The 20,945-nt window shown below is 63.3% G+C and carries 22 protein-coding genes and 1 riboswitch; of the genes, 18 read left to right on the top strand and 4 right to left on the bottom strand.

The annotated features are described in order from the left end of the window. Positions 1-157: 157 nt before the first annotated feature. From manD to gutQ, 14 genes are all read left to right on the top strand, one after another. Positions 158-1,372 carry a D-mannonate dehydratase ManD gene (gene manD, locus ACJ8HT_RS20720; protein WP_033635547.1) on the top strand — a complete coding sequence of 405 codons (1,215 nt, stop codon included), beginning with the start codon at positions 158-160 and terminating at the stop codon, positions 1,370-1,372. A gap of 5 nt (positions 1,373-1,377) precedes the next feature. Further along, a complete protein-coding gene (locus ACJ8HT_RS20715) occupies positions 1,378-2,394 on the top strand; it encodes a Zn-dependent oxidoreductase (protein WP_197653311.1) in 1,017 nt (338 codons plus the stop codon). A gap of 91 nt (positions 2,395-2,485) precedes the next feature. Further along, positions 2,486-3,775, top strand: coding sequence for an MFS transporter (locus ACJ8HT_RS20710; RefSeq protein ID WP_197653278.1), 1,290 nt, complete (start codon positions 2,486-2,488; stop codon positions 3,773-3,775). A 52-nt stretch (positions 3,776-3,827) separates the two neighbouring features. After that, positions 3,828-5,333 (top strand): mannitol dehydrogenase family protein, encoded by a 1,506-nt coding sequence (locus tag ACJ8HT_RS20705; RefSeq protein WP_197653279.1) that lies wholly within the window; start codon positions 3,828-3,830, stop codon positions 5,331-5,333. Beyond that, positions 5,314-6,645 (top strand): MFS transporter, encoded by a 1,332-nt coding sequence (locus ACJ8HT_RS20700; RefSeq protein WP_197653280.1) that lies wholly within the window; start codon positions 5,314-5,316, stop codon positions 6,643-6,645. Before ACJ8HT_RS20705 ends, ACJ8HT_RS20700 begins: the two co-directional genes overlap by 20 nt. 98 nt (positions 6,646-6,743) lie before the next feature. Next, positions 6,744-7,430 carry a GntR family transcriptional regulator gene (locus ACJ8HT_RS20695; protein ID WP_025303872.1) on the top strand — a complete coding sequence of 229 codons (687 nt, stop codon included), beginning with the start codon at positions 6,744-6,746 and terminating at the stop codon, positions 7,428-7,430. Between the two features lie 206 nt (positions 7,431-7,636). Beyond that, positions 7,637-8,686, top strand: a complete 1,050-nt coding sequence (gene fbaB, locus ACJ8HT_RS20690) for a class I fructose-bisphosphate aldolase (protein ID WP_033644067.1) — start codon at positions 7,637-7,639, stop codon at positions 8,684-8,686. A 235-nt stretch (positions 8,687-8,921) separates the two neighbouring features. Then, complete coding sequence (gene srlA / locus ACJ8HT_RS20685) at positions 8,922-9,470, top strand: PTS glucitol/sorbitol transporter subunit IIC (RefSeq protein ID WP_004941528.1); 549 nt, start codon at positions 8,922-8,924, stop codon at positions 9,468-9,470. 15 nt (positions 9,471-9,485) lie between these two features. Beyond that, positions 9,486-10,466 carry a PTS glucitol/sorbitol transporter subunit IIB gene (srlE, locus tag ACJ8HT_RS20680; protein ID WP_159318410.1) on the top strand — a complete coding sequence of 327 codons (981 nt, stop codon included), beginning with the start codon at positions 9,486-9,488 and terminating at the stop codon, positions 10,464-10,466. A gap of 22 nt (positions 10,467-10,488) precedes the next feature. Further along, positions 10,489-10,851 (top strand): PTS glucitol/sorbitol transporter subunit IIA, encoded by a 363-nt coding sequence (gene srlB / locus ACJ8HT_RS20675; protein ID WP_194571392.1) that lies wholly within the window; start codon positions 10,489-10,491, stop codon positions 10,849-10,851. A gap of 10 nt (positions 10,852-10,861) precedes the next feature. After that, on the top strand, positions 10,862-11,641 hold the full coding sequence (srlD, locus tag ACJ8HT_RS20670; protein WP_060424894.1) for a sorbitol-6-phosphate dehydrogenase: 780 nt from the start codon (positions 10,862-10,864) through the stop codon (positions 11,639-11,641). Positions 11,642-11,688: 47 nt separating this feature from the next. Continuing rightward, positions 11,689-12,045 carry a transcriptional regulator GutM gene (gene gutM, locus ACJ8HT_RS20665; RefSeq protein ID WP_033648849.1) on the top strand — a complete coding sequence of 119 codons (357 nt, stop codon included), beginning with the start codon at positions 11,689-11,691 and terminating at the stop codon, positions 12,043-12,045. Between the two features lie 83 nt (positions 12,046-12,128). Further along, positions 12,129-12,902 (top strand): glucitol operon DNA-binding transcriptional repressor SrlR, encoded by a 774-nt coding sequence (gene srlR / locus ACJ8HT_RS20660; protein ID WP_033635559.1) that lies wholly within the window; start codon positions 12,129-12,131, stop codon positions 12,900-12,902. Continuing rightward, positions 12,895-13,866, top strand: a complete 972-nt coding sequence (gene gutQ / locus ACJ8HT_RS20655) for an arabinose-5-phosphate isomerase GutQ (RefSeq protein WP_049270680.1) — start codon at positions 12,895-12,897, stop codon at positions 13,864-13,866. The genes srlR and gutQ overlap by 8 nt, the downstream gene beginning before the upstream one ends. A 39-nt stretch (positions 13,867-13,905) precedes the next feature. On the opposite strand, the gene ACJ8HT_RS20650 is transcribed toward gutQ, so the two are convergent. The 4 genes from ACJ8HT_RS20650 to ACJ8HT_RS20635 all read right to left on the bottom strand — a co-directional run bounded on the left by ACJ8HT_RS20650 (position 13,906) and on the right by ACJ8HT_RS20635 (position 16,878). Further along, entirely contained in the window at positions 13,906-14,364 is a 459-nt protein-coding gene (locus ACJ8HT_RS20650) for an inhibitor of vertebrate lysozyme family protein (protein ID WP_084827272.1), read from the bottom strand. A gap of 84 nt (positions 14,365-14,448) precedes the next feature. Continuing rightward, entirely contained in the window at positions 14,449-15,249 is an 801-nt protein-coding gene (thiD, locus tag ACJ8HT_RS20645) for a bifunctional hydroxymethylpyrimidine kinase/phosphomethylpyrimidine kinase (protein WP_033648851.1), read from the bottom strand. Continuing rightward, positions 15,249-16,040 carry a hydroxyethylthiazole kinase gene (thiM, locus tag ACJ8HT_RS20640; RefSeq protein ID WP_060423150.1) on the bottom strand — a complete coding sequence of 264 codons (792 nt, stop codon included), beginning with the start codon at positions 16,038-16,040 and terminating at the stop codon, positions 15,249-15,251. The genes thiD and thiM overlap by 1 nt, the downstream gene beginning before the upstream one ends. Before the next feature lie 35 nt (positions 16,041-16,075). Further along, a riboswitch (TPP riboswitch) is annotated at positions 16,076-16,172 on the bottom strand. A gap of 91 nt (positions 16,173-16,263) precedes the next feature. Next, the gene (locus ACJ8HT_RS20635) at positions 16,264-16,878 is read right to left on the bottom strand and encodes a TetR/AcrR family transcriptional regulator (protein ID WP_049194890.1); all 615 of its coding nucleotides are present in this window, start codon (positions 16,876-16,878) and stop codon (positions 16,264-16,266) included. A 217-nt stretch (positions 16,879-17,095) separates the two neighbouring features. Here ACJ8HT_RS20635 and ACJ8HT_RS20630 point away from each other — a divergent pair, with 217 nt between their 5' ends. The 4 genes from ACJ8HT_RS20630 (at position 17,096) to ACJ8HT_RS20615 (ending at position 20,872) form a co-directional block, all read left to right on the top strand. Continuing rightward, positions 17,096-17,359, top strand: coding sequence for a YtcA family lipoprotein (locus tag ACJ8HT_RS20630; protein WP_060439440.1), 264 nt, complete (start codon positions 17,096-17,098; stop codon positions 17,357-17,359). A 10-nt stretch (positions 17,360-17,369) separates the two neighbouring features. Continuing rightward, positions 17,370-18,407, top strand: a complete 1,038-nt coding sequence (gene mdtN / locus ACJ8HT_RS20625; RefSeq protein WP_197653281.1) for a multidrug transporter subunit MdtN — start codon at positions 17,370-17,372, stop codon at positions 18,405-18,407. A 4-nt stretch (positions 18,408-18,411) separates the two neighbouring features. Beyond that, the gene (locus ACJ8HT_RS20620) at positions 18,412-20,376 is read left to right on the top strand and encodes an FUSC family protein (RefSeq protein WP_197653282.1); all 1,965 of its coding nucleotides are present in this window, start codon (positions 18,412-18,414) and stop codon (positions 20,374-20,376) included. Positions 20,377-20,446: 70 nt separating this feature from the next. Further along, a complete protein-coding gene (locus tag ACJ8HT_RS20615; RefSeq protein WP_197653283.1) occupies positions 20,447-20,872 on the top strand; it encodes a GNAT family N-acetyltransferase in 426 nt (141 codons plus the stop codon). The last annotated feature ends 73 nt before the right edge of the window (positions 20,873-20,945 follow it).

The following is a 20,945-nucleotide window of genomic DNA, read 5'->3' as shown; positions in this document are numbered from 1 at the left end:
AGCCGCTGCGCCCCGCTTCTTCCCCCCTCCGCTTACCCGCTTCCGCTCGCGATCAAATGTGATCCTCTCCGGCAAATTCATTAATTCATACTTGTATGGTAGTTAGTTCATGGCGTATTTTCGCGCTATCTCTCCGTAGCTACAGGATGTGAAGGTTATGAAAATCGTCAACGCCGAGGTGTTCGTCACCTGCCCGGGGCGCAACTTTGTCACGCTGAAGATCACCACCGATGACGGCATCATCGGCCTCGGTGACGCCACGCTGAATGGGCGTGAACTGTCGGTGGCCTCTTACCTGAAAGATCACCTCTGCCCGCAGCTGATCGGCCGCGACGCGCAGCGGATCGAAGACCTCTGGCAATTCTTCTACAAAGGCGCTTACTGGCGGCGCGGCCCGGTGACCATGTCAGCCATTTCCGCCGTCGACATGGCGCTGTGGGACATCAAGGCCAAGGCCGCCAACATGCCGCTGTATCAGCTGTTGGGCGGCGCGTCGCGCTCGGGGGTGATGGTGTATTGCCACACCACCGGCCACTCGATCGACGAGGTACTCGACGACTACGCCAAGCACAAAGAACAAGGCTTCAAGGCGATCCGCGTCCAATGCGGCGTGCCGGGCATGAAAACCACCTACGGCATGGCCAAAGGCAAAGGCCAGGCCTATGAGCCGGCCACCAAGGGCGACTGGCCAGAAGAGCAGCTGTGGTCGACGGAAAAATACCTCGATTTCACCCCCAAACTGTTCGACGCGGTGCGCAACAGGTTCGGTTTCAACGAGCACCTGCTGCACGACATGCACCACCGCCTGACGCCGATCGAAGCGGCGCGCTTCGGCAAAAGCGCCGAGCCGTATCGCCTGTTCTGGATGGAAGATCCGACGCCGGCGGAAAACCAGGCCTGTTTCCGCCTGATCCGCCAGCATACCGTCACGCCGATCGCCGTCGGCGAGGTGTTCAACAGCATCTGGGATTGCAAACAGCTGATTGAAGAGCAGCTGATCGACTACATCCGCACCACCCTGACGCACGCGGGCGGCATTACCGGCATGCGGCGCATCGCCGACTTCGCCTCGCTGTATCAGGTGCGCACCGGCTCCCACGGCCCTTCCGATCTGTCGCCGATCTGCATGGCGGCGGCGCTGCATTTCGATCTGTGGGTGCCGAATTTCGGCGTGCAGGAATACATGGGCTATTCCGAGCAGATGCTCGAGGTGTTCCCGCACAGCTGGACGTTCGACGACGGCTATATGCATCCGGGCGACAAGCCGGGCATCGGCATCGAGTTCGATGAGAAGCTGGCGGCCCGTTACCCGTATGAACCGGCCTACCTGCCGGTCGCACGTCTGGAGGATGGCACCTTATGGAACTGGTAAACACCATGCGCAGCGTTGTGATCGAACAGCCCGGGCGCCTGGCGCTCCAGACGCGCGCGCTGCCGCAGCCGGCGGCCGGCGAGGTGCGGGTCAAGGTGAAATTCGCCGGCATCTGCGGCTCCGACGTCCATATCTATCACGGCCATAACCCGTTCGCCCGCTATCCGCGGGTGATCGGCCACGAGTTCTTCGGCCTGATCGATGCGCTGGGCGAAGGCGTCGATCCGGCGCGCCTCGGCGAACGCGTCTCGGTAGATCCGGTGGTGAGCTGCGGCCACTGCTATCCCTGTTCGGTCGGCCGGCCCAACGTCTGCACCTCGCTGCAGGTGATCGGCGTGCACCGCGACGGCGGCTTCAGCGACTACGCCTGCGTACCGGCGCGCAACGCCTATCCGGTTCCGCCCGCCATCAGCGATCGCCACGCCGCGATGATCGAACCCTTCAGCATCGCCGCCAACATCACCGCCCATCTGCAACCGCGCCCTGACGACATCGCGCTGATCTACGGCGCCGGGCCGATGGGGCTCACGGTGATCCAGACGCTGAAAGGCGTGTACGGCGTCAAGCAGGTGTGGGTCGTCGATCGCATCGCCGAGCGGCTGGACATGGCGCGCGTCAACGGCGCCGACGAAGTGTTCAACAACGCCGAGGCCGCATTGCCGCAGGCGCTGCAGCAGCGCGGCATTCAGCCGACGCTGATCGTCGATGCCGCCTGCCACCCCGCCATTTTGCCGGAGGCGATCGCGCTGGCCTCGCCGGCGGCGCGCATCGGCATCATGGGCTTTTCCGGCGACGCCTGCACCCTGACCCAGCAGAGCATCACCAGCAAGGAGCTGTCGATCTTCTCCTCGCGCCTGAACAGCGCGCGCTTCCCGCAGGTGATCGCCTGGATGGCGGACGGCAAGCTAGACCCGCAGCGGCTGCTCACCCACTGCATGCCCGCCGGCGACGTCGAACGGGCGATGCTGATGTTCGAGCGGGATCAGCGCACCTGCTGCAAGGTGCTGCTGCAGTTCGAGTAACGCCAAGGCCGCATCGGGGCATTGGGCGGCCCCCGCCGCCCGTGCAAACAACGAAGCATCACGATTAAAACGACACCCAGTGGAGTGCTTTATGTTTAAAAACCTGCGTTGGACCATCGTGTTCCTGCTGTTCATGGTCTACATGATCAACTACCTCGATCGCGTGGCGCTGTCGATCACCGTGCCGATGATCGAACAGAATCTGATGCTGAACGCCGAACAGTTCGGCCTGATCTTCGGCAGCTTCTTCTTCGGCTACGCCATCTTCAACTTCGTCGGCGGGCTGGCGGTCGACCGTTTCGGCCCGACGCTGGTGCTGGGCGTGGCGGTCGGCCTGTGGTCCATTTTCTGCGGCATGACGGCAATCGCCACCGGTTTTTACTCGATGCTGATCCTGCGCGTCCTGTTCGGCATGGCCGAAGGGCCGATCTGCGCCTCGGCCAACAAGATGATCAACGGCTGGTTCCCGAAGAAGCAGGCGGCGACCGCCATGGGCCTGCTCAGCGCCGGTTCGCCGTTGGGCGGCGCGGTGGCCGGGCCGATCGTCGGCTATCTGGCGCTGGCGTTCGGCTGGCGGCCGGCGTTTATGATCATCTGCGCTATCGGCATCGTCTGGATGCTGCTGTGGTTCTTCGTGGTGGCGGATAATCCGGCGAAAAGCCAGCGCGTCAGCGCCGAAGAACGGGCGCTGATCGCGCGGTTGAAACAGGAAAACCTCGGCGAGGAAAGCGCGCTGAGCGACGCCGCGCACGGGCTGGGTTACTACCTGAAGCAGCCGATCATTCTGGTCACCGCCTTCGCCTTCTTCTGCTACAACTACATTCTGTTCTTCTTCCTGAGCTGGTTCCCCTCATATCTGGTGCAGGCGCACAACCTGAACATCAAGGAGATGAGCCTGACCACGATGATCCCGTGGATCGTCGGCTTCGTCGGGCTGGCGCTCGGCGGCTATATTTCCGACAAAATCTTCAACATCACCGGCAAATTGCTGCTGTCGCGCAAGATCGTGTTGGTCACCAGCCTGCTGGCGGCGGCGGTGTGTGTGGCGTTGGCAGGCACCGTCAGCAGCGTGGTGCCGGCGGTGATGCTAATGTCGGTGTCAATCTTCTTCCTTTACATCACCGGCGCCCTCTACTGGGCGATCATCCAGGACGTGGTGCATAAATCCCGGGTCGGCGGCGCCAGTGGGTTCATTCATTTGATCGGCAGCGTCTCCGGCATCATCGGGCCGATCGTCACCGGCTACATCGTGCAGAACACCGGCAAATTCGACAGCGCCTTTATGCTGGCGGGCGGCGTCGCCGCGCTGGGCGCGCTGCTGGTGCTGCTGGTGATCAAGGCACCGCGCGCAACGGCGGGCGTGCAAATCTTAAAACCATAACGCCAGGCGGGGCGGCTTCGCCCCTTTGCTTACCTCTCCAGGGACATTGAACATGAGACTTTCCGACCACCGCGTGCTGCCGGCCGCCATTATTCGGCCCGGCTACGCACGTGAGCGCGTGAAACCGCGCATGGTGCATATCGGCTTCGGCGCGTTTCACCGCGCGCACCAGGCGATGTACGCCGACAGGCTGGCCAGCGAGCACGGCAGCGACTGGGGCTACTGCGAAATCAGCATGCAGCACGGCCAGCAAAAGATCGCCGACCTACGGCAACAAGATCTGCTGTTCTCGGTGGCGGAGATGGACGACGACGGCTGGCGGGGCCGGGTCATCGGCGTGGTGCGCCAGGCGCTGCACCTGCAAACCGACGGGCTGGCGGCGGTGCTGGCGGCCCTGACGCAGCCTGAGATCGCCATCGTCTCGCTGACCATCAGCGAAAAGGGCTATTGCCACCATCCCGCCAGCGGTCGGCTGATGGCGGAACACCCGGCAATCGCGCATGATATCGCCCACCCGGCACAGCCGCAGTCGGCGCCGGGGCTGCTGCTGGCGGCGCTGCGCCTGCGCCGTGAACGCGGGTTGCCGCCGTTCGCCGTGATGTCCTGCGACAATATGCCGGCCAACGGCCGGGTCACGCGCCAGGTGCTGCTCGACCTGGCGCAGCGGCAGGATCCGGCGCTGGCCGACTGGGTGCGTCAAGAGGTCGCCTTCCCTTCCACCATGGTGGATCGCATCGTGCCGGCGATGACGCAGGAAGCCCGCGGGCAGCTGCTTGCCTGGCTGGGCGGCGTCGAGGATAAGGTCGGCGTGGCCTGCGAGCCGTTCAGCCAGTGGGTCATTGAGGACCGCTTTCCCCAGGGGCGACCGGCTTGGGAAAAGGTCGGCGCCGAACTGGTGAGCGACGTGCTGCCGTTTGAGGAGATGAAGCTGCGCATGCTGAACGGCAGCCATTCGTTCCTCGCCTACCTCGGCTATCTGGCCGGTTATCAGCACGTCGGTGACTGCATGCAGGACGCGGATTTTGTCCGCGCCGCCCGTCACCTGATGCTGGCGGAACAGGCACCGACCCTGCAGGTGCCGAACGTCGATTTGGCGCAGTATGCCGACTCGCTGCTGCGGCGTTTCCGCAACCGCGCGCTGAAGCACCGCACCGCGCAGATCGCCATGGACGGCACGCAAAAGCTGCCGCAGCGGCTGCTGGACGCGATCCGCTGGCATCTGGCGCGCGGCAGCCGCTTCGACTGCCTGGCACTGGGCGTCGCCGGCTGGATGCGCTACGTCGGCGGCCGCGATGAGCAAGGCGCGCCGATCGACATCAGCGATCCGCTGCGCGACCCCATCGCCGCGTTGGTCGCCGGCAGCGAGGAAGGCCAGCCCCGCGTCCTGGCGCTGCTGCAGCTCGACAGCGTCTTCGGCCAGGATCTGCCCGACTCGCCTGACTTCGTCCGCGCCGTCAGCCACGCTTATCATCAACTGCTGAGCCTGGGGGCCAAAGCCGCCGTCGCCGCTCTGCCGCTTACCGACCGGGAGGTTTCCGATGACCGTCACCACGCATAACGCCGTCAATACCGGCAATCAACCGCTGCTGCGGCGCGTCGCCAGCGCTTCGGCCATCGGCACCGCCGCCGAATATTATGATTTCTTCGCTTACGGCACCGCTGCGGTGCTGTTCTTCGGCCAGCTGTTTTTCCCCAGCGCCGATCCGCTGATCAGCACGCTGGCGGCCTTCGCCACCTACGCGGTCGGTTTCCTGGCACGCCCGCTGGGCGGCATCGTGTTCGGCCACATCGGCGACAAGGTCGGCCGCAAGAAGGCGCTGGTGATCACCATCCTGATCGTCGGCCTCGGCACCTTCTGCATCGGCCTGCTGCCCACCTATGAGCAGATCGGCATCTGGGCGCCGCTCGCGCTGATCTTTATCCGCGTGCTGCAGGGCTTCGGCGTCGGCGGCGAACAGGCCGGCGCGGTGCTGATGACCGCCGAATACGCGCCGCCGCTGCGGCGCGGTTTCTACGCCAGCTGGGTACAGATCGGCGCGCCCGCCGGTTTCCTGCTGCCATCGGGGCTGTTCGCGCTGCTGACCGCCGTGCTGTCGCCGGCGCAAATGCTGGACTGGGGCTGGCGCATTCCATTCCTGCTCAGCCTGCTGCTGGTGATCGTCGGGCTGTTTATTCGCCTGAAGATCGACGAGTCGCCGGTGTTTACCCAGATCCGCGCCACCAAGGCGGTGGAGAGCCGGCCGGTGGTGGAAGTGGCCCGCCGCTACCCCGGCCTTATCGGCAAAGGGGTGTGCGCCAAGCTGATTGAAGCCTGCGCCTTCGCCATGTTCACGGTGATCGTGCTGGCCTACGGCAAGGCCAACCACCTCAACGAGACCATTCTGCTGGAGGCGATGATCGTGGCGGTGCTGCTGGAGATTTTCGCCATTCCGCTGATGGGCCGCCTCTCCGATCGGCTGGGGCGAAAACCGGTGTACATCGCCGGCGCGCTGCTGCAGGTGGTGTGCATCGTGCCGTTCTTTATGGCGATCAACCTCGATAGTTTCTGGGTGACGCAGATCGCCATGATCGTGGTGCTGACCTTCGGCCACAGCATGTGCTACGCGCCGCAGGCCTCCTACTTCCCGGAGCTGTTCCCCACCCGCGTACGCTGCAGCGGCATCGCGCTGATCTGGCAGATAGGATCGCTGATCGGCAGCGGCATTCTGGGGCTGCTGGCGGTGAAGATCCTGCAGGTGACCGGCGGCCACTACTACGGGCTGGCGGGTTACATGATGGTGCTGGGCGTGGTGTCGGCCATCGGCCTGAGCCTGATGCCGGAAACCGCGCCGGGGCGGCGCAAGCAGGAATATCAGGATTGGCATCACTGAGTTACCCTACCCGGCGGGTGGATTTATCCCCCCGCCCTCAATCAATAATCTGCTAGTATGGTGGCATTCGAATTCCAGCCAGATGCCTGATTGTCGCCATGTCTGAAACGTACAGTCTCACCAACAACGTCCCGGTCAACCAGCAGATCTATCGCTTCCTGCGCAAGGATATCGTCGACTGCACCATCCCCCCCGGCACCCTGTTGTCCGAGAAAGAGATTTCCACGCGCTTTTGCGTTTCGCGCCAGCCGGTGCGCGAAGCCTTCATCAAGCTGGCGGAGGCCGGTCTGGTGCAGATCCTGCCGCAGCGCGGCACTTTCGTGATGAAAATCTCCGCCAAGCGCGTGGCCGACGGGCGCTTTATTCGTCAGGCGGTGGAATGTGCCATCGTGCGCCGTGCGGCCGAGCGCGCCACCCCGGCGCAGCTGATGACGCTGGAGCATAACCTGCACCGTCAGGCGCTGGCGGCGCAGAACGGGCAGACGCGCGAGTTTCTGGCGCTGGACGATGAATTCCACCAGCTGCTGACCCAGTTCGCCGACTGCCCGCTGGCGTGGGAGACCATCGAAACCATCAAGGCCACCATGGATCGGGTGCGTTTCCTCAGCCTGAGCGAAGTCTCGCCGCCGGAGAGCCTGATCAAGCAGCACTACCGCATCTACGAGGCGCTGAAAGCGCGCGATGCCGAGGCGGCGGAACGCGCCATCCACGATCACCTGCAGGAGATGATCTACTCCATCACCCCGATCGCCCTGCAGAACACCGAGTGGTTCGAGATCGAATAATCAATCGCTTAGCGCGCCGGGGGCGATCGTCCCCGCGTATTTGGCCTCGCAAATGGCATTTCCTCTCAATCGCATCTATTGTTTGTCCTTGCCGGATCAAGTTCGGTAGTATCGCTTTACAGCTTCAATCACCGCTTTTTTACTTCGCCGGTGGTCAAAAACCCTTGCATTGCCGGTGTATGAAGAAGCTTAATCGGGAGTGAATCATGACTGATATTGTGCAGTTGCTAGGAAAGGAAGCGGAAGATCTGCTGCAACACCGCTGTACCACTATCCCCGCCGAGAATCTCTACCTGCCGGGCGCCGACTTCGTCGACCGCGTAATGATCGATAACAACCGTCCCAACAGCGTGCTGCGTTCGATGCAAACCCTGTTCAACCACGGCCGCCTGGCCGGCACCGGCTACCTATCGATCCTGCCGGTCGATCAGGGCATCGAGCACTCCGCCGCCGCCTCGTTCGCCGCCAACCCGCTGTATTTCGATCCGAAGAACATCGTCGAGCTGGCGATTGAAGCCGGCTGTAACTGCGTCGCCTCCACTTACGGCGTGCTGGCGTCGGTATCGCGCCGCTACGCGCACAAGATCCCGTTCCTGGTCAAACTCAACCACAACGAAACGCTGAGCTACCCGACCCAGTACGACCAGACCCTATACGCCAGCGTCGAGCAGGCGTTCAACATGGGCGCGGTGGCGGTCGGTGCCACCATTTACTTCGGCTCCGAGCAGTCGCGCCGCCAGATCGAAGAGATCTCGATCGCCTTCGAGCGCGCGCATGAGCTGGGCATGGTCACCGTGTTGTGGGCCTATCTGCGCAACCCGGCGTTCAACAAGGATGGCGTGGACTACCACTCCAGCGCCGATCTGACCGGCCAGGCCAACCACATCGCCGCCACCATCGGCGCCGACATCGTCAAACAGAAAATGGCGGAAAACAACGGCGGCTACCGCGCGGTGAAATTCGGCTATACCGACGATCGCGTCTACACCAAGCTGACCACCGATCACCCGATCGATCTGGTGCGCTACCAGCTGGCCAACTGCTACATGGGCCGCGCCGGGCTGATCAACTCCGGCGGCGCCGCCGGTGAGAACGACCTGCAGGAGTCGGTGCGCACCGCGGTGATCAACAAACGCGCCGGCGGCATGGGCCTGATCCTGGGGCGCAAGGCGTTCAAGAAATCGATGAAAGACGGCGTGGCGCTGATCAACGCCGTGCAAGACGCCTACCTGGACAAGAAGGTCACCATCGCCTGATGTGACGGACCACCTGTCCTCAAGCCCGGCTAGCCGGGCTTTTTTGTGCCCGCTTTCTCCCCCTCATGCCACAGACCTTCTCTTTCTTTCACTTTAAACTTTCATAATAAAATATTTATCTTTCAAATTGTGATCTATTTAAAACAAATAGCCCAACAAAGTGACTACTGTAAGGCCCATGGCGACAGAGCCGCCGTTCGCTCCAGGCCATATCAGTCCATTACAGGAGAACATAATGATTGAGCTAATCACCCACGGCGCCGAGTGGTTTATCGGCCTGTTTCAGAAAGGCGGTGAAGTGTTTGTCGGCATGGTGACCGGCATTTTACCTTTGTTGATCAGCCTGTTGGTTATCATGAACGCGCTGATCAAATTTGTTGGCCAGGAACGTATCGAACGATTGGCGCAGCGCTGCGCGGGCAACCCCGTCTCGCGTTATCTGCTGCTGCCGCTGATCGGCACCTTTGTCTTCTGCAACCCGATGACCCTCAGCCTGGGGCGCTTCATGCCGGAGAAATACAAGCCGAGCTACTACGCGGCGGCCTCCTACAGCTGCCACTCGATGAACGGCCTGTTCCCGCACATCAACCCCGGCGAGCTGTTCGTTTACCTCGGCATCGCCAGCGGCCTGACCACCCTCGGCCTGCCGCTCGGCCCGCTGGCGGTGAGCTATTTCCTGGTGGGGCTGTTCACCAACTTCTTCCGCGGCTGGGTCACCGATCTGACCACCAGCCTGTTCGAACGCAAGATGGGCATCCGTCTGGATCGCCAGGTGCAACTTTAATTCGTGGAGTGCAGCATGAGTGCTTATATCCGTATTGAAAAAGGCGCCAGCGGCTGGGGTGGCCCCCTGGAGCTGCCGATAGAGCCCGGCAAGAAAGTGGTGTACATCACCGCCGGCACCCGGCCTTCGATCGTCGATCGCCTCAGCGAATTGACCGGCTGGCCGGCCGTCGACGGTTTCAAAGAGGGCGAGCCGCCGGCGGAAGAGATCGGTGTGGCGGTGATCGACTGCGGCGGCACCCTGCGCTGCGGCCTGTACCCGAAACGCCGCATTCCGACGGTCAACATCCACGCCACCGGCCAGTCCGGCCCGCTGGCGCAGTTTATCCTCGAAGACATCTATGTCTCCGGCGTGCGCGACCACAACATCAGCCGAATCGAAGCGGCAGATAGCCAGCCCGCCACCGCCGTTGCAGCGTCGCCCAAGGCGCGCGACTACGACACCAGCAAGAAGATCACCGAGCAAAGCGACGGGCTGCTGGCGAAGGTCGGCATGGGCATGGGATCGGTGGTGGCGGTGTTCTTCCAGGCCGGGCGCGACACCATCGACACCGTGCTGAAGACCATCCTGCCGTTTATGGCGTTCGTCTCGGCCTTGATCGGCATCATCATGGCCTCCGGCCTCGGGGACTTTATCGCTCACGGCCTGACGCCGCTCGCCAACAGCCCGATCGGCCTGGTGACGCTGGCGCTGATCTGCTCATTCCCGCTGCTGTCGCCGTTCCTCGGCCCCGGCGCGGTCATCGCCCAGGTGATCGGCGTGCTGGTCGGGGTACAGATCGGCCTCGGCCATATTCCGCCGCAGCTGGCGCTGCCCGCGCTGTTCGCCATCAACGCGCAGGCCGCCTGCGACTTCATTCCGGTCGGCCTGTCGCTGGCGGAAGCCAAACAGGACACCGTGCGGGTCGGCGTGCCTTCAGTACTGGTCGGCCGCTTCCTGACCGGCGCGCCGACGGTGTTGATCGCCTGGGCCGCCTCGGCCTTCATTTATCAATAAGCTGATTTCCAGGGAGACGTTTATGCACACCATTTTTCATACCACCATCACGCAGATCGGTGGCTGCGCCCGCGACGCGTTGCTGGACAACATGCTGATCACCTTCCGTGAAGGCGCGCCGGCGGATATCGAAGAGTTCTGCTTCATCCACCGCCACGGCGCGACCGCCGGTGAGCTGCAGGTCGGCGGCGTGATGGAGCTGGCGCAGCAGCGCTACGCCATCACCGCCGTCGGCAGCGTTGCCACGCAGAACCTGCGCGAACTGGGCCACATCACCGTGCGCTTCGACGGCGAAGCCGAAGCCGAATTCCCCGGCTCGATCCACGTATCCGGCCCGACGCCGACCGAGATCCCGTTGGGCAGCACGCTGTCATTTATCGCATAAGGAGTAGACCATGTCTGAAGTAGCTGTAGTGATTGGCGGCGGCCAAACGTTAGGCGCCTTTTTGTCCCACGGGCTGGCGCAGGCCGGTTATCGGGTGGCGGTGGCCGATCTGAACGCCGACAACGCCAATCTGGTGGCACAGCAGATCAACGAAGCGTTTGGCGCAGGCAGCGCCTGCGGTTTTCAGGCCGACGCCACCGACGAGCAGAGCGTGATCGCGCTGGCGGCGGCGGTTGACCGGGCATTCGGCCAGGCCAACCTGCTGGTGTACAGCGCCGGCATCGCCAAGGCGGCGCCGATCACCGATTTCCCGCTGGGCGACTTCGATCGCTCGCTGCAGGTGAACCTGGTGGGTTATTTCCTCTGCGCCCGCGAGTTCTCGCGCCTGATGATCCGCGACGGCATCGCCGGGCGCATCATTCAGATCAACTCCAAGTCCGGCAAGGTCGGCAGCAAGCACAACTCCGGCTACAGCGCCGCCAAGTTCGGCGGCGTGGGGCTGACGCAGTCGCTGGCGCTCGATCTGGCGGAGTACGGCATTACCGTGCATTCGCTGATGCTCGGCAACCTGCTGAAGTCGCCGATGTTCCAGTCGCTGCTGCCGCAGTACGCGCAAAAACTGGGCATCGCGCCGGACCAGGTGGAACAGTACTACATCGACAAAGTGCCGCTGAAGCGCGGCTGCGACTACCAGGACGTGCTGAACACCCTGCTGTTCTATGCCAGCGACAAGGCCTCTTACTGCACCGGCCAATCGATCAACATCACCGGCGGCCAGGTGATGTTCTGACGCCATCGACGCCCCCCTTCCGCGGAAGGGGGCCTAAGGAGAACCCCATGACTCAAGCTCTGATCGCCTTCGCGCTGCTGGCCTGGCTGCTGCAAATCGCCTTCGGCTGGTGGCAACTGCAGCGCTTCAACCGCGCCTTCGACGGCCTGTGCCGGCTGGGCGCCGTCGGCGTCGGCCGTTCCGGCGGCCGCTTCCGCCCGCGAGTGGTGCTGGCGCTGGCCTTCGACGCCGATCGGCGGGTGTGCGGCAGTCTGTTGCTGCGCGGCCTGACCGTTTTCGCCCGGCCCCGCCCGCTGCCTCGATTGCACGGTTTGCATCAGCGGGATTTGCGCCCGGATGTGATCTTCCCCGAGGATCGCGCATGCCAGTCTGCACTATCGTTAGCGATTGAACCCAAATCGTGATATTTTCACATTAAAAGACATTACCTTTCATAGTGAATTATTCAGCGAGGGGAAATGCCCAACTCTTGTGAACGGGAATCGCGATGAAACCAAAGCAGCGGCAGGCCGCTATCCTTGAATATCTGCAGCGGCATGGCAAAACGGCAGTGGACGCCCTGGCCGAGCATTTCTCCACCACCGGCACCACCATCCGCAAGGATCTCACCCTGCTGGAAGAAGAAGGCGAGGTGATCCGTACCTACGGCGGCGTAGTGCTCAGCCGCGACGACGGCGATCAGCCGATCGACCGCAAAACCCATATCAATACCGAGAAAAAACGCCACATTGCCAGCGCCGCCGTGGCGCTGATCGCCGACGGCGACTCGCTGATCTTCGATGCCGGCAGCACGGTGCTGCAGATGGTGCCGCACCTGGCGCAGTTCAATAACATCACGGTGATGACCAACAGCCTGACTATCGTCAACGCGCTGGTGGAGCTGGACAACGATCAGACCATCCTGATGCCCGGCGGCACCTACCGCAAGAAATCGGCCTCGTTCCACGGCAGCCTGGCCGAATCGGCGTTCCAGCAGTTCAGCTTCGACAAGCTGTTTATCGGCGCGGACGGCGTCGATCTCAACGCCGGCGTCACCACCTTCAACGAAGTGCACAACGTCAGCAAAGCGATGTGCGAAGCCGCCGGCCGCATTATTCTGTTGGTAGACTCCTCGAAATTCGGCCGCAAGAGCCCGAACGTGGTGTGCGAACTCAGCGCCGTCGACACGCTGATCACCGACCGAGACATCAACCCCGATTACCTCGCCGCCCTGCAGGCGAAAGGCATCAATATCCTTCTGGTAGGAGACCCCGATGAGTAACGCCAACGCCCTGCTCGCCTTCGCCCGCGAAACGCTGGAGATCGAGCTGACCGAAGCGCAACGCCTGCTGGCGCGCCTGGACGACAACTTCGTCTGCGCCTGCGAACTGCTGCTGAACTGCCGTGGCAAAGCGGTGATTTCCGGCATCGGCAAATCCGGCCACATCGGCAAGAAAATCGCCGCCTCGCTGGCCAGCACCGGCACGCCGTCGTTCTTCGTGCATCCGGCGGAAGCGCTGCACGGCGATCTCGGCATGATCGGCGCCGACGACGTGGTGGTGTTTATCTCCTACTCCGGCCGCGCCAAAGAGCTGGATCTGATCCTGCCGCTGCTGGCGGAGAACGGCATTCCGGTGATCGCCATCACCGGCGGCAAAGAGTCGCCGCTGGCGCAGGCCGCGGCTTGCGTGCTGGATATCGGCGTCGAGCGCGAAGCCTGCCCGATGGGGCTGGCGCCGACCTCCAGCGCGGTCAACACGCTGATGATGGGCGATGCCCTGGCGATGGCGCTGATGCGCCAGCGCGGTTTCAACGCGGAAGATTTCGCCCGCTCGCACCCGGGCGGCAGCCTGGGGGCGCGCCTGTTGAACCGCGTGCATCACCTGATGCGCACCGGCGATCGCCTGCCGCGCGTGAGCGAAAGCGCCAACGTGATGGAAGCGATGCTGGAGCTGAGCCGCACCGGGCTCGGGTTAGTGGCGGTCTGCGACGCGCAGCAGCGGGTGGTGGGCGTGTTTACCGACGGCGACCTGCGCCGCTGGCTGGTGAAGGGCAACAGCCTGCAGGATCCGCTCAGCCCGGCGATCACCCGCCCCGGCTATCGGCTGCCGGAGCAGTGGCGCGCCGGCGAGGCGCTGGAAGCGCTGCACGAACAGCACATCAGCGCGGCCCCGGTGGTCGATATGGACGGCGTGCTGGTGGGGGCGCTCAACCTGCACGATCTGCATCAGGCCGGCATCGGCTGATCAACGCCGGGGGCGCCATCACCGGCGCCCCCAGTCTGATCATTTCCAATCAGGATTGTTCTCGAACTGCTGCTTCAGCAGCGCCTTCATGTCGTCATTCGGCTTGCCGAGCCACTGGTACTTGGCATACTTCTTCGGATGATCGACGGCTTCCGGCCGATCTTCCACTGCCACCCGCACGCCCCAGGCCTGGGATTTGTCCGCGCTGAACGCCACGATCAAAAAGTTGTTGCCGCAGTCGTGCGGCTTGCACAGGTTGCCGACCAGATACTCTTTGCCCTTCCAGTTCAGATTCTGCGCCGGCGTAGAGGTGCCGACGCCCTTGCGCGCCCAGCCCGGCATCCGCGCCTGGCCTTTCACCATGTTTTGCCAGCTGGCCTGATACCCCGGCTGCTGAATCAAATCCGACGTGGTGACGATCTGCTGGGCAAAGCTGCCCGCGCTGAAGCTGAGCAGTGCGCCGAAGAGGGCGCAACGCAGCGCCTGGTGTCCCGTCATAGTCCTTCTCCCTAGGTTAAATCAGGTTTCGCCCGTCAAACCGGGCCTGAACTAGTCAGACCACGGTTGCGGCAAAAAGTTGACTCACCACCAGGCATGGAAATGATGCACCGGCCCGATGCCGTGCCCCACCTCCAGCGTGTCCGCCTGTTGCAGCGCTTGTTGCAGGTAGTCCTTGGCGGCGGCCACCGTCGCCGCCCAGTCGGCATGGCGCGGGCGCAGCGCCGCCAGCGCGGCCGAGAGCGTGCAACCGGTGCCGTGGGTGTGGCGGGTGGCGACGCGCGGCGCGGTAAAGCGCTGCTCGCCTTCAGCGGTAAACAGCCAGTCCGGGCTCTCGCTCTCGCTCAGGTGGCCGCCCTTCATCAGCACCGCCCGGCAGCCCATCGCGAGCAGCGCCCGCCCCTGCTCGCGCATCTGCGCTTCATCTTCCGCCGGCGCGCACGCCAGCAGCGCCGCCGCTTCCGGCAGGTTCGGCGTAATGATCGACACCAGCGGCAACAGCTCGCGCCGAATAGACGCCACCGCCTCCGGTGCCAGCAACGGATCGCCGCTTTTCGCCAGCATCACGGTGTCCAGCACCACGAACTCCGGCCGGTAATGGCGCAGCCGTTCGGCCACCGCCTGCACAATGTCGGCGTTGGCCAGCATGCCGATCTTGACGCTGTCGATGCGCACGTCGCTGAACACCGAGTCCAGCTGCGCGGCGACGAACGCCGGATCGATGTAATACACCGACTGCACGCCGCGAGTATTCTGCGCCACCAGCGCGGTGATCACCGAGGTGCCGTAGGCGCCGAGCGCCGAGAAGGCCTTCAAATCGGCCTGAATACCGGCGCCGCCGCTGGGATCGGTGCCGGCGATGGTCAGCGCGTTAATGCGTTTCATCACAGATCCTCCCCGCGCAGTTGATACAGGGCGTCGAGGAACGCCGGCGTAAAGCTGCCCGGCCCGCCGGCCTGTCTGGCCGCGAGACCGCCGCAGTGGGACATCACCCGGCAGGCGGTCGCCACGTTGTCCAGGCGATCGCCCGGCAGGGCGCAAAACGCCGCCACGACCGCCGACAGCGCGCAGCCGGTGCCCACCACCCGCGTCATCAGCGGGGAACCGCCTTCGATCGCCCAATCGCGTTGGCCGTCGGTGACGTAATCCACCGCGCCGGTGACCGCCACCACAGCGCCGCTGCGCTGCGCCAGCTCACGCGCGGCGGGCAAGGCCGCCAGCGAATCGTCGCCGCTGTCCACGCCGCGGCCGCTGGCCAGCAACCCGCTGAGTGCCATGATTTCCGAGGCGTTGCCGCGTATCGCCGCCGGTTTCTCGTCCAGCAGCTGTTTAGCAAAGGCGGTCCGGTAGGAGAGCGCGCCGACCGCCACCGGATCCAGCGTCCAGGGCTTGCCGGCCTGATTGGCGGCGGCCACCGCCGCCCGCATCGATTCAGCGCGCAGCGCATTGAGGGTACCGACGTTGATCAGCAGGCCGTCGGCCAGCGCGCTGAACTGCGCCGCCTCTTGCGGCTCCACCACCATCGCCGGGGAGGCGCCGAGCGCCAATAGCACGTTGGCGGTCAGCGATTGCACCACTTCGTTGGTCAGGCAGTGGATCAGCGGAGGCCGCTGTTGGAATTGGGTCAGACAGGCCGCGGCGCGCGCGCCGGGTAGTGCATCAGGTCGAGCGATCATATTCCTCCCAACCGGCGTTCAAGAAGGCGGCGCCGGCTGGGCGGCCGTGACTTCCCTACGCTGGCATTATCCAGATCAGGTAATACGGGTATTTCTCAGCCTTCATGTAGAAGGGCACCCCGAGTCATGAAAATCAATAGGTTGTGATCAACGTTGCGTTAATCCCTGCAGGGGATCATGCCAGTGGCGGCGCGGACAAACAAGCGAATAAATTGGCTCGCGCCTAAGCGATGTTCCCCTCTTTCCCCGCCAGATACAGGCTCAGCACGCCGGGCAGCTCCGCCAGCGTGAACGCCACGCTCTGCGGCGCCGTCTTGAAGATATGGTGCAACGTGCCGGCCACCAGGCTTTGCAACAGCCGGGTTTGCTGCAAGATCTCCGCTTCGGCGGTCTCGGGGCGACGCAGCTGCAGCACTCTGGCGATCAGCGCCAGGAAGCTGGACTTTTCGTCCGGGAGGTTCATCTCCCGCATTACCGGCAGGTAATCGGTGTGCTCGCGCAAATATTGCGCATAGGGTGAAAACAGCCGCTGGATCACCTCTTCAGCGGAGAGGCGCCGCCACTCGTCGTCACTGGCCAACGCCATGTCACGGATCAGCGCCTCGACCGACTCGGTATGCCGATCCGCCAGCGCCTTGATCACTGCGTGACGATCGGGAAAGAAGTGATACATCGAGCCGATGGAGGTTTTGGCGTGCTTGGCGAGCCGCTGCATGCTGAGCGCCGCCAGCCCGTCCTGCGCCACGATTGCCGCCGCCGAATCCAGAATGGTTTGTACGCGTTGCCGCCCTCTTTCCTGCTGCGGCTCTCGCCCGGTGATGTGTTCGTCGATTTGCATATTCGTTTCTGCCCGCTGTCATCAACGCATTATACCCATTTGCCGCCGCGAAGGCAGGGCGACACAAAAAACTAGATTAACCCCTCTAGTTTAGAGTAGAGTATTTATTCTAGTTTACCCTGACGCAAGCGTGGGGAAGACAAACAGTGACCTCACTCACTGAAAAAGAGTCATTTCATTCGGCCCGTCGCCCAAGCCAATCGCCAGAGAACGCCCTATGCCCGACAAAAAACTGCTTATCACCTGCCTGACCGCGCTATTGCTCACCGGGTGCTCGCCGGCACCGTCGATAGTGGTCTTCGGCGCTTCGTTTCCCGACTGGCTGTTTTGCCTGTGCGGCGGCGTGGCGGGCATGGTGGCGATCCACCTGCTGCTGCGCACCCCGGAAAAACGCGTCTGGCTGGCGCCGCAGCTGCTGACGTATCCGGCGCTGACCGCGCTGATCGCCATGCTGATCTGGTTACTGGTTTTCCCCCACTGAGACTGACGCCATGACCCAACCACAAATCTCCAACAAGCGCAGACTGCTGGTGCTTGCCATCCTGGCGTTGACGCTCATCGTGGCCGCCGTCGTCGTCTGGCGGGTGGAAAACGCCCCCACTACCGACGATGCCTACGCCTATGCCGACACCATCGACGTAGTACCGGAGGTGAACGGCCGCATCGTCGAGATGCCGATCCGCGACAACCAGGAAGTGCAGCAAGGCGATCTGCTGTTCCGCATCGATCCGCGCCCTTACCAGGATGCGCTGGCGGCCAGCGAGGCGCGCCTGATCACGCTAAATGAGCAGATCAAGCTGACGCAGCGCTCGGTCAACGCGCAGCAGTACAACGCCGAATCGATGAACGCCATCGTCAAACGCTCGCAGGCGCTGGTGGCGCAGGCGACCGACACCCTTAACCGCCGGCAGAAGCTGCTCGGCAAGAACTACGTTTCGGCGGAAGAAGTGGAAACCGCCCGCACCTCCCAGCGCTCGGCGCAGGCGGAGCTGCAGGCCGCATTGCTGCAGGCGAAACAGGCGGAAGCCGCCGTCAGCGGCGTCGAAGCCCTGGTCGCGCAGCGCGCCGAAGTGCAGGCCGACATCGCCATCGCCAAGCTGAATCTGGAATTTACCGAGGTGCGAGCGCCGTTCGACGGCCGCATCGCCTCGCTGAAAACCACCGTCGGCCAATATGCCTCCAGTGCCAAACCGGTGTTCACGCTGATCGACACCCGCCGCTGGTACGTAATCGCCAACTTCCGCGAAACCGATCTGAAAGGCGTGCATCCCGGCGTGCCGGCCACGCTGTATTTAATGAGCGACGCCGGCCAGACATTCAGCGGCAAGGTAGAGTCGGTCAGCTACGGCGTACAGCCCGACGACGGCGGCACCGTGCTGGGCGGGCTGCCCAACGTGTCGCGCAACATCAACTGGGTGCACGTTTCGCAGCGCTTCCCGGTCAAGATCGCGGTAGAGGCCCCCAACCCGGCGCTGTTCCGCGTGGGCGCTTCGGCAGTGGCGAAGCTGAACCTGCGCCATGAAGAATAAAACGATGTCTCGCGGCTGGTTGTCTCAGTTGATCGACGAGCTGCGCCCCTCGGACAGCCGCATCAACCTGGTGATCCGCGCCCTGCTCTCCAGCGCGATCGCCATCGTGATCTCGCAGACGCTGCAGGTGCCGTGGCTGGCGCTATCGCTGATCGCTGTCTTCTTTATCACGCAGTCCAATATCGTGATCACCCGCGCGATCGGTATCCTGTTTTTCGTCAGCTCCACGCTGGCAATCGGCGCCGCTATCCTGGTGCTGAAGTTCACCTACGACTACCCGATGCTGCGCATTCTGCTCTCCAGCGCGCTGTTTTTCCTCAGCGTGTTCCTGATGCGGGTGACCAAGGTCGGAGTGCTGTTCTTTCTGATGGCGCTGGTGGTGATCTACACGCAAAGCTTTGTCGATCTCACTCCGCAGGCGGAAGTGGTGATACGGCTGGTGCTGTGGGTATGGGTGGCGATCAACTACGCCATTCTGCTCACCCTGATCGTCAATACCCTACTGCTGCCGGCCGAACCGCTGAAGCAGCTAAAGGGCCGGATGATCGCGGTGTTGGACGAAACCCGCGCTATGTTGGCCCACGGCGGCGAGACGCGCGATCTGAGCGCCATCTCGCAGCACGCCACCGAGCTGCATAAGCTACTGCGCTTCTCGGTGATGCGCAGCGATCGCTGCCGCGCCAACGAGCCCGGTTATCTGGCGCTGATCACCCTGGTATTGCAGCTCAATATCCTGGCCTACCAGCTGCCGCCGGCTTTCGGCACGGCCGCACGTAAATTGGCGCAAGAGATAGATGCCGCCTGCCGAGCACTGCAAACCGCGATAAGCCACGACAGCGCGCTGCGATTTTCCGTCGCGATCGCCGGCAGTGACGATCCGCAGGTGCCGGCGCCGCTCAATGAAATGGCCGGCCTCCTGCAGGTCTACGCCAACCGCAGCGACTACGCCGACGCCCTGCAGGCCGCGCCGCCGCCGAAAGTGCCCTTCTTTACCCCCGACGCCCTGACCAACCCGGTTTACATCCAGTTTTCGTTGAAGACGCTGCTGACCGTGCTGGTGGCCTACGTGTTTTATACCGCCGTCGATTGGTCCGGCATTCATACCATCATGCTGAGCTGCCTGATCGTGGCGCAGCCCAGCCTCGGAGCCACGCAGCGGCGGGCGCGGCTGCGTCTCGGCGGCGCGGCGATCGGCAGCCTGCTGGCGCTGATCTCGGTGGTGTGGATCATGCCTCACCTCGACAGCCTCGTCGGGCTGCTGCTGCTGACGCTGCCGGTGATCGCCCTCTCCGCCTGGATCGCCGCCGGTTCCGAGAAGATAAGCTATGCCGGGGTACAGATCCTGTTCACCTTTTCCCTGGCACTGCTGGAAAGCTTCGGCCCGGTCACCGAGTTGACCGAGATCCGCGATCGCCTGATCGGCATCGTGCTGGGGGTGGGGTTCGCCACCTTCATTCACGCCACGCTGTGGCCGGAATACGAAGGGGAGTCGCTGCGGCAGCAGGTCGCTAACCTGCTGCGGGAATTGTCGCGCTTCCTCGGCGGCAAGAACACAAACGCCATCGGCATCTGGCAAAAGATCGAGGGCTGCGAAGCGGTGGTGGCCCGGGTGACGCTGGAGCCTACCTGGCAGTTGGCGGATGATAACCATGAAAGCTTCACCCGGCATATCCAACTGATCTTCAACCAGACGCGCAGCCTGTTGCTGACCAGCGAAAAGCTCAACACCTATCTGGCAGGCAGCGGCGCCGCGCTGTCCGTGCAGGAACACGAGGCGCTGCTAGAGGTCCAACGCCAGGGCGGGCACGTTCTCGCCGAGTATGCGGCGCAGCTTGCCAGCGCACCGCAAGCGCTGCGGGCGCCCGACTTTCATCCACCGCTGGCCGCCCTGCATGCCGACACCGTGCGCCACCTGGCTCAGGAGTTAAGCGACGGGCTCAATCGCCTGCCCGCCTGGGGTGACGCCTAGCATTTTCCGTTTGTGGCCGTGCACGCCCGGCGCAATGCGCTATAGTGAGCACAAACCACCGGGAGATGCCATGCAGATAAGACCCTACCAAGAGACCGATCGCCCCTTCCTGCGCACGCTGTACCTGGCGTCGCGCAAGGCGGCGTTCGGCTGGCGCGATACCTCAAACTATCAGTTGGAAGATTTCGACGGCGCGACGCTGGGCGAAGCGATTTGGGTGGCGGAAGACGGCGGCGTGCTGCTGGGATTCGTCTCCGTCTACCGCGAAGACAACTTCATTCATAACCTGTATGTCGATCCCCATCAGCCGCCGCGCGGCGTCGGCAGTGCGCTGCTGCAGGCGGCGGAAGCTACCTTCACCGCCACCGGCTCGCTGAAATGCCTGGCGAAGAATGAAAAGGCGCTGGCGTTCTACCGCAAACACGGCTGGCGCATCATCTCTACCGGCAACGACGGCGAAGAAGATTATTACCTGATGCATTCGCCGGCCCGCTAACGCCGCCTTTCCCGTCACAGAACCCATTACTGATAATGGATTTCATTATCATTTAAGCATACCCTTCCTTGTC

The sequence above is a fragment of the Serratia sp. CY44782 genome (assembly GCF_052168715.1).
Taxonomy (GTDB): Bacteria; Pseudomonadota; Gammaproteobacteria; order Enterobacterales; family Enterobacteriaceae; genus Serratia; species Serratia nevei.
The sequence above is the reverse complement of the archived record's forward strand: the minus strand, read 5'-3'. Positions and strand labels throughout refer to the sequence as shown.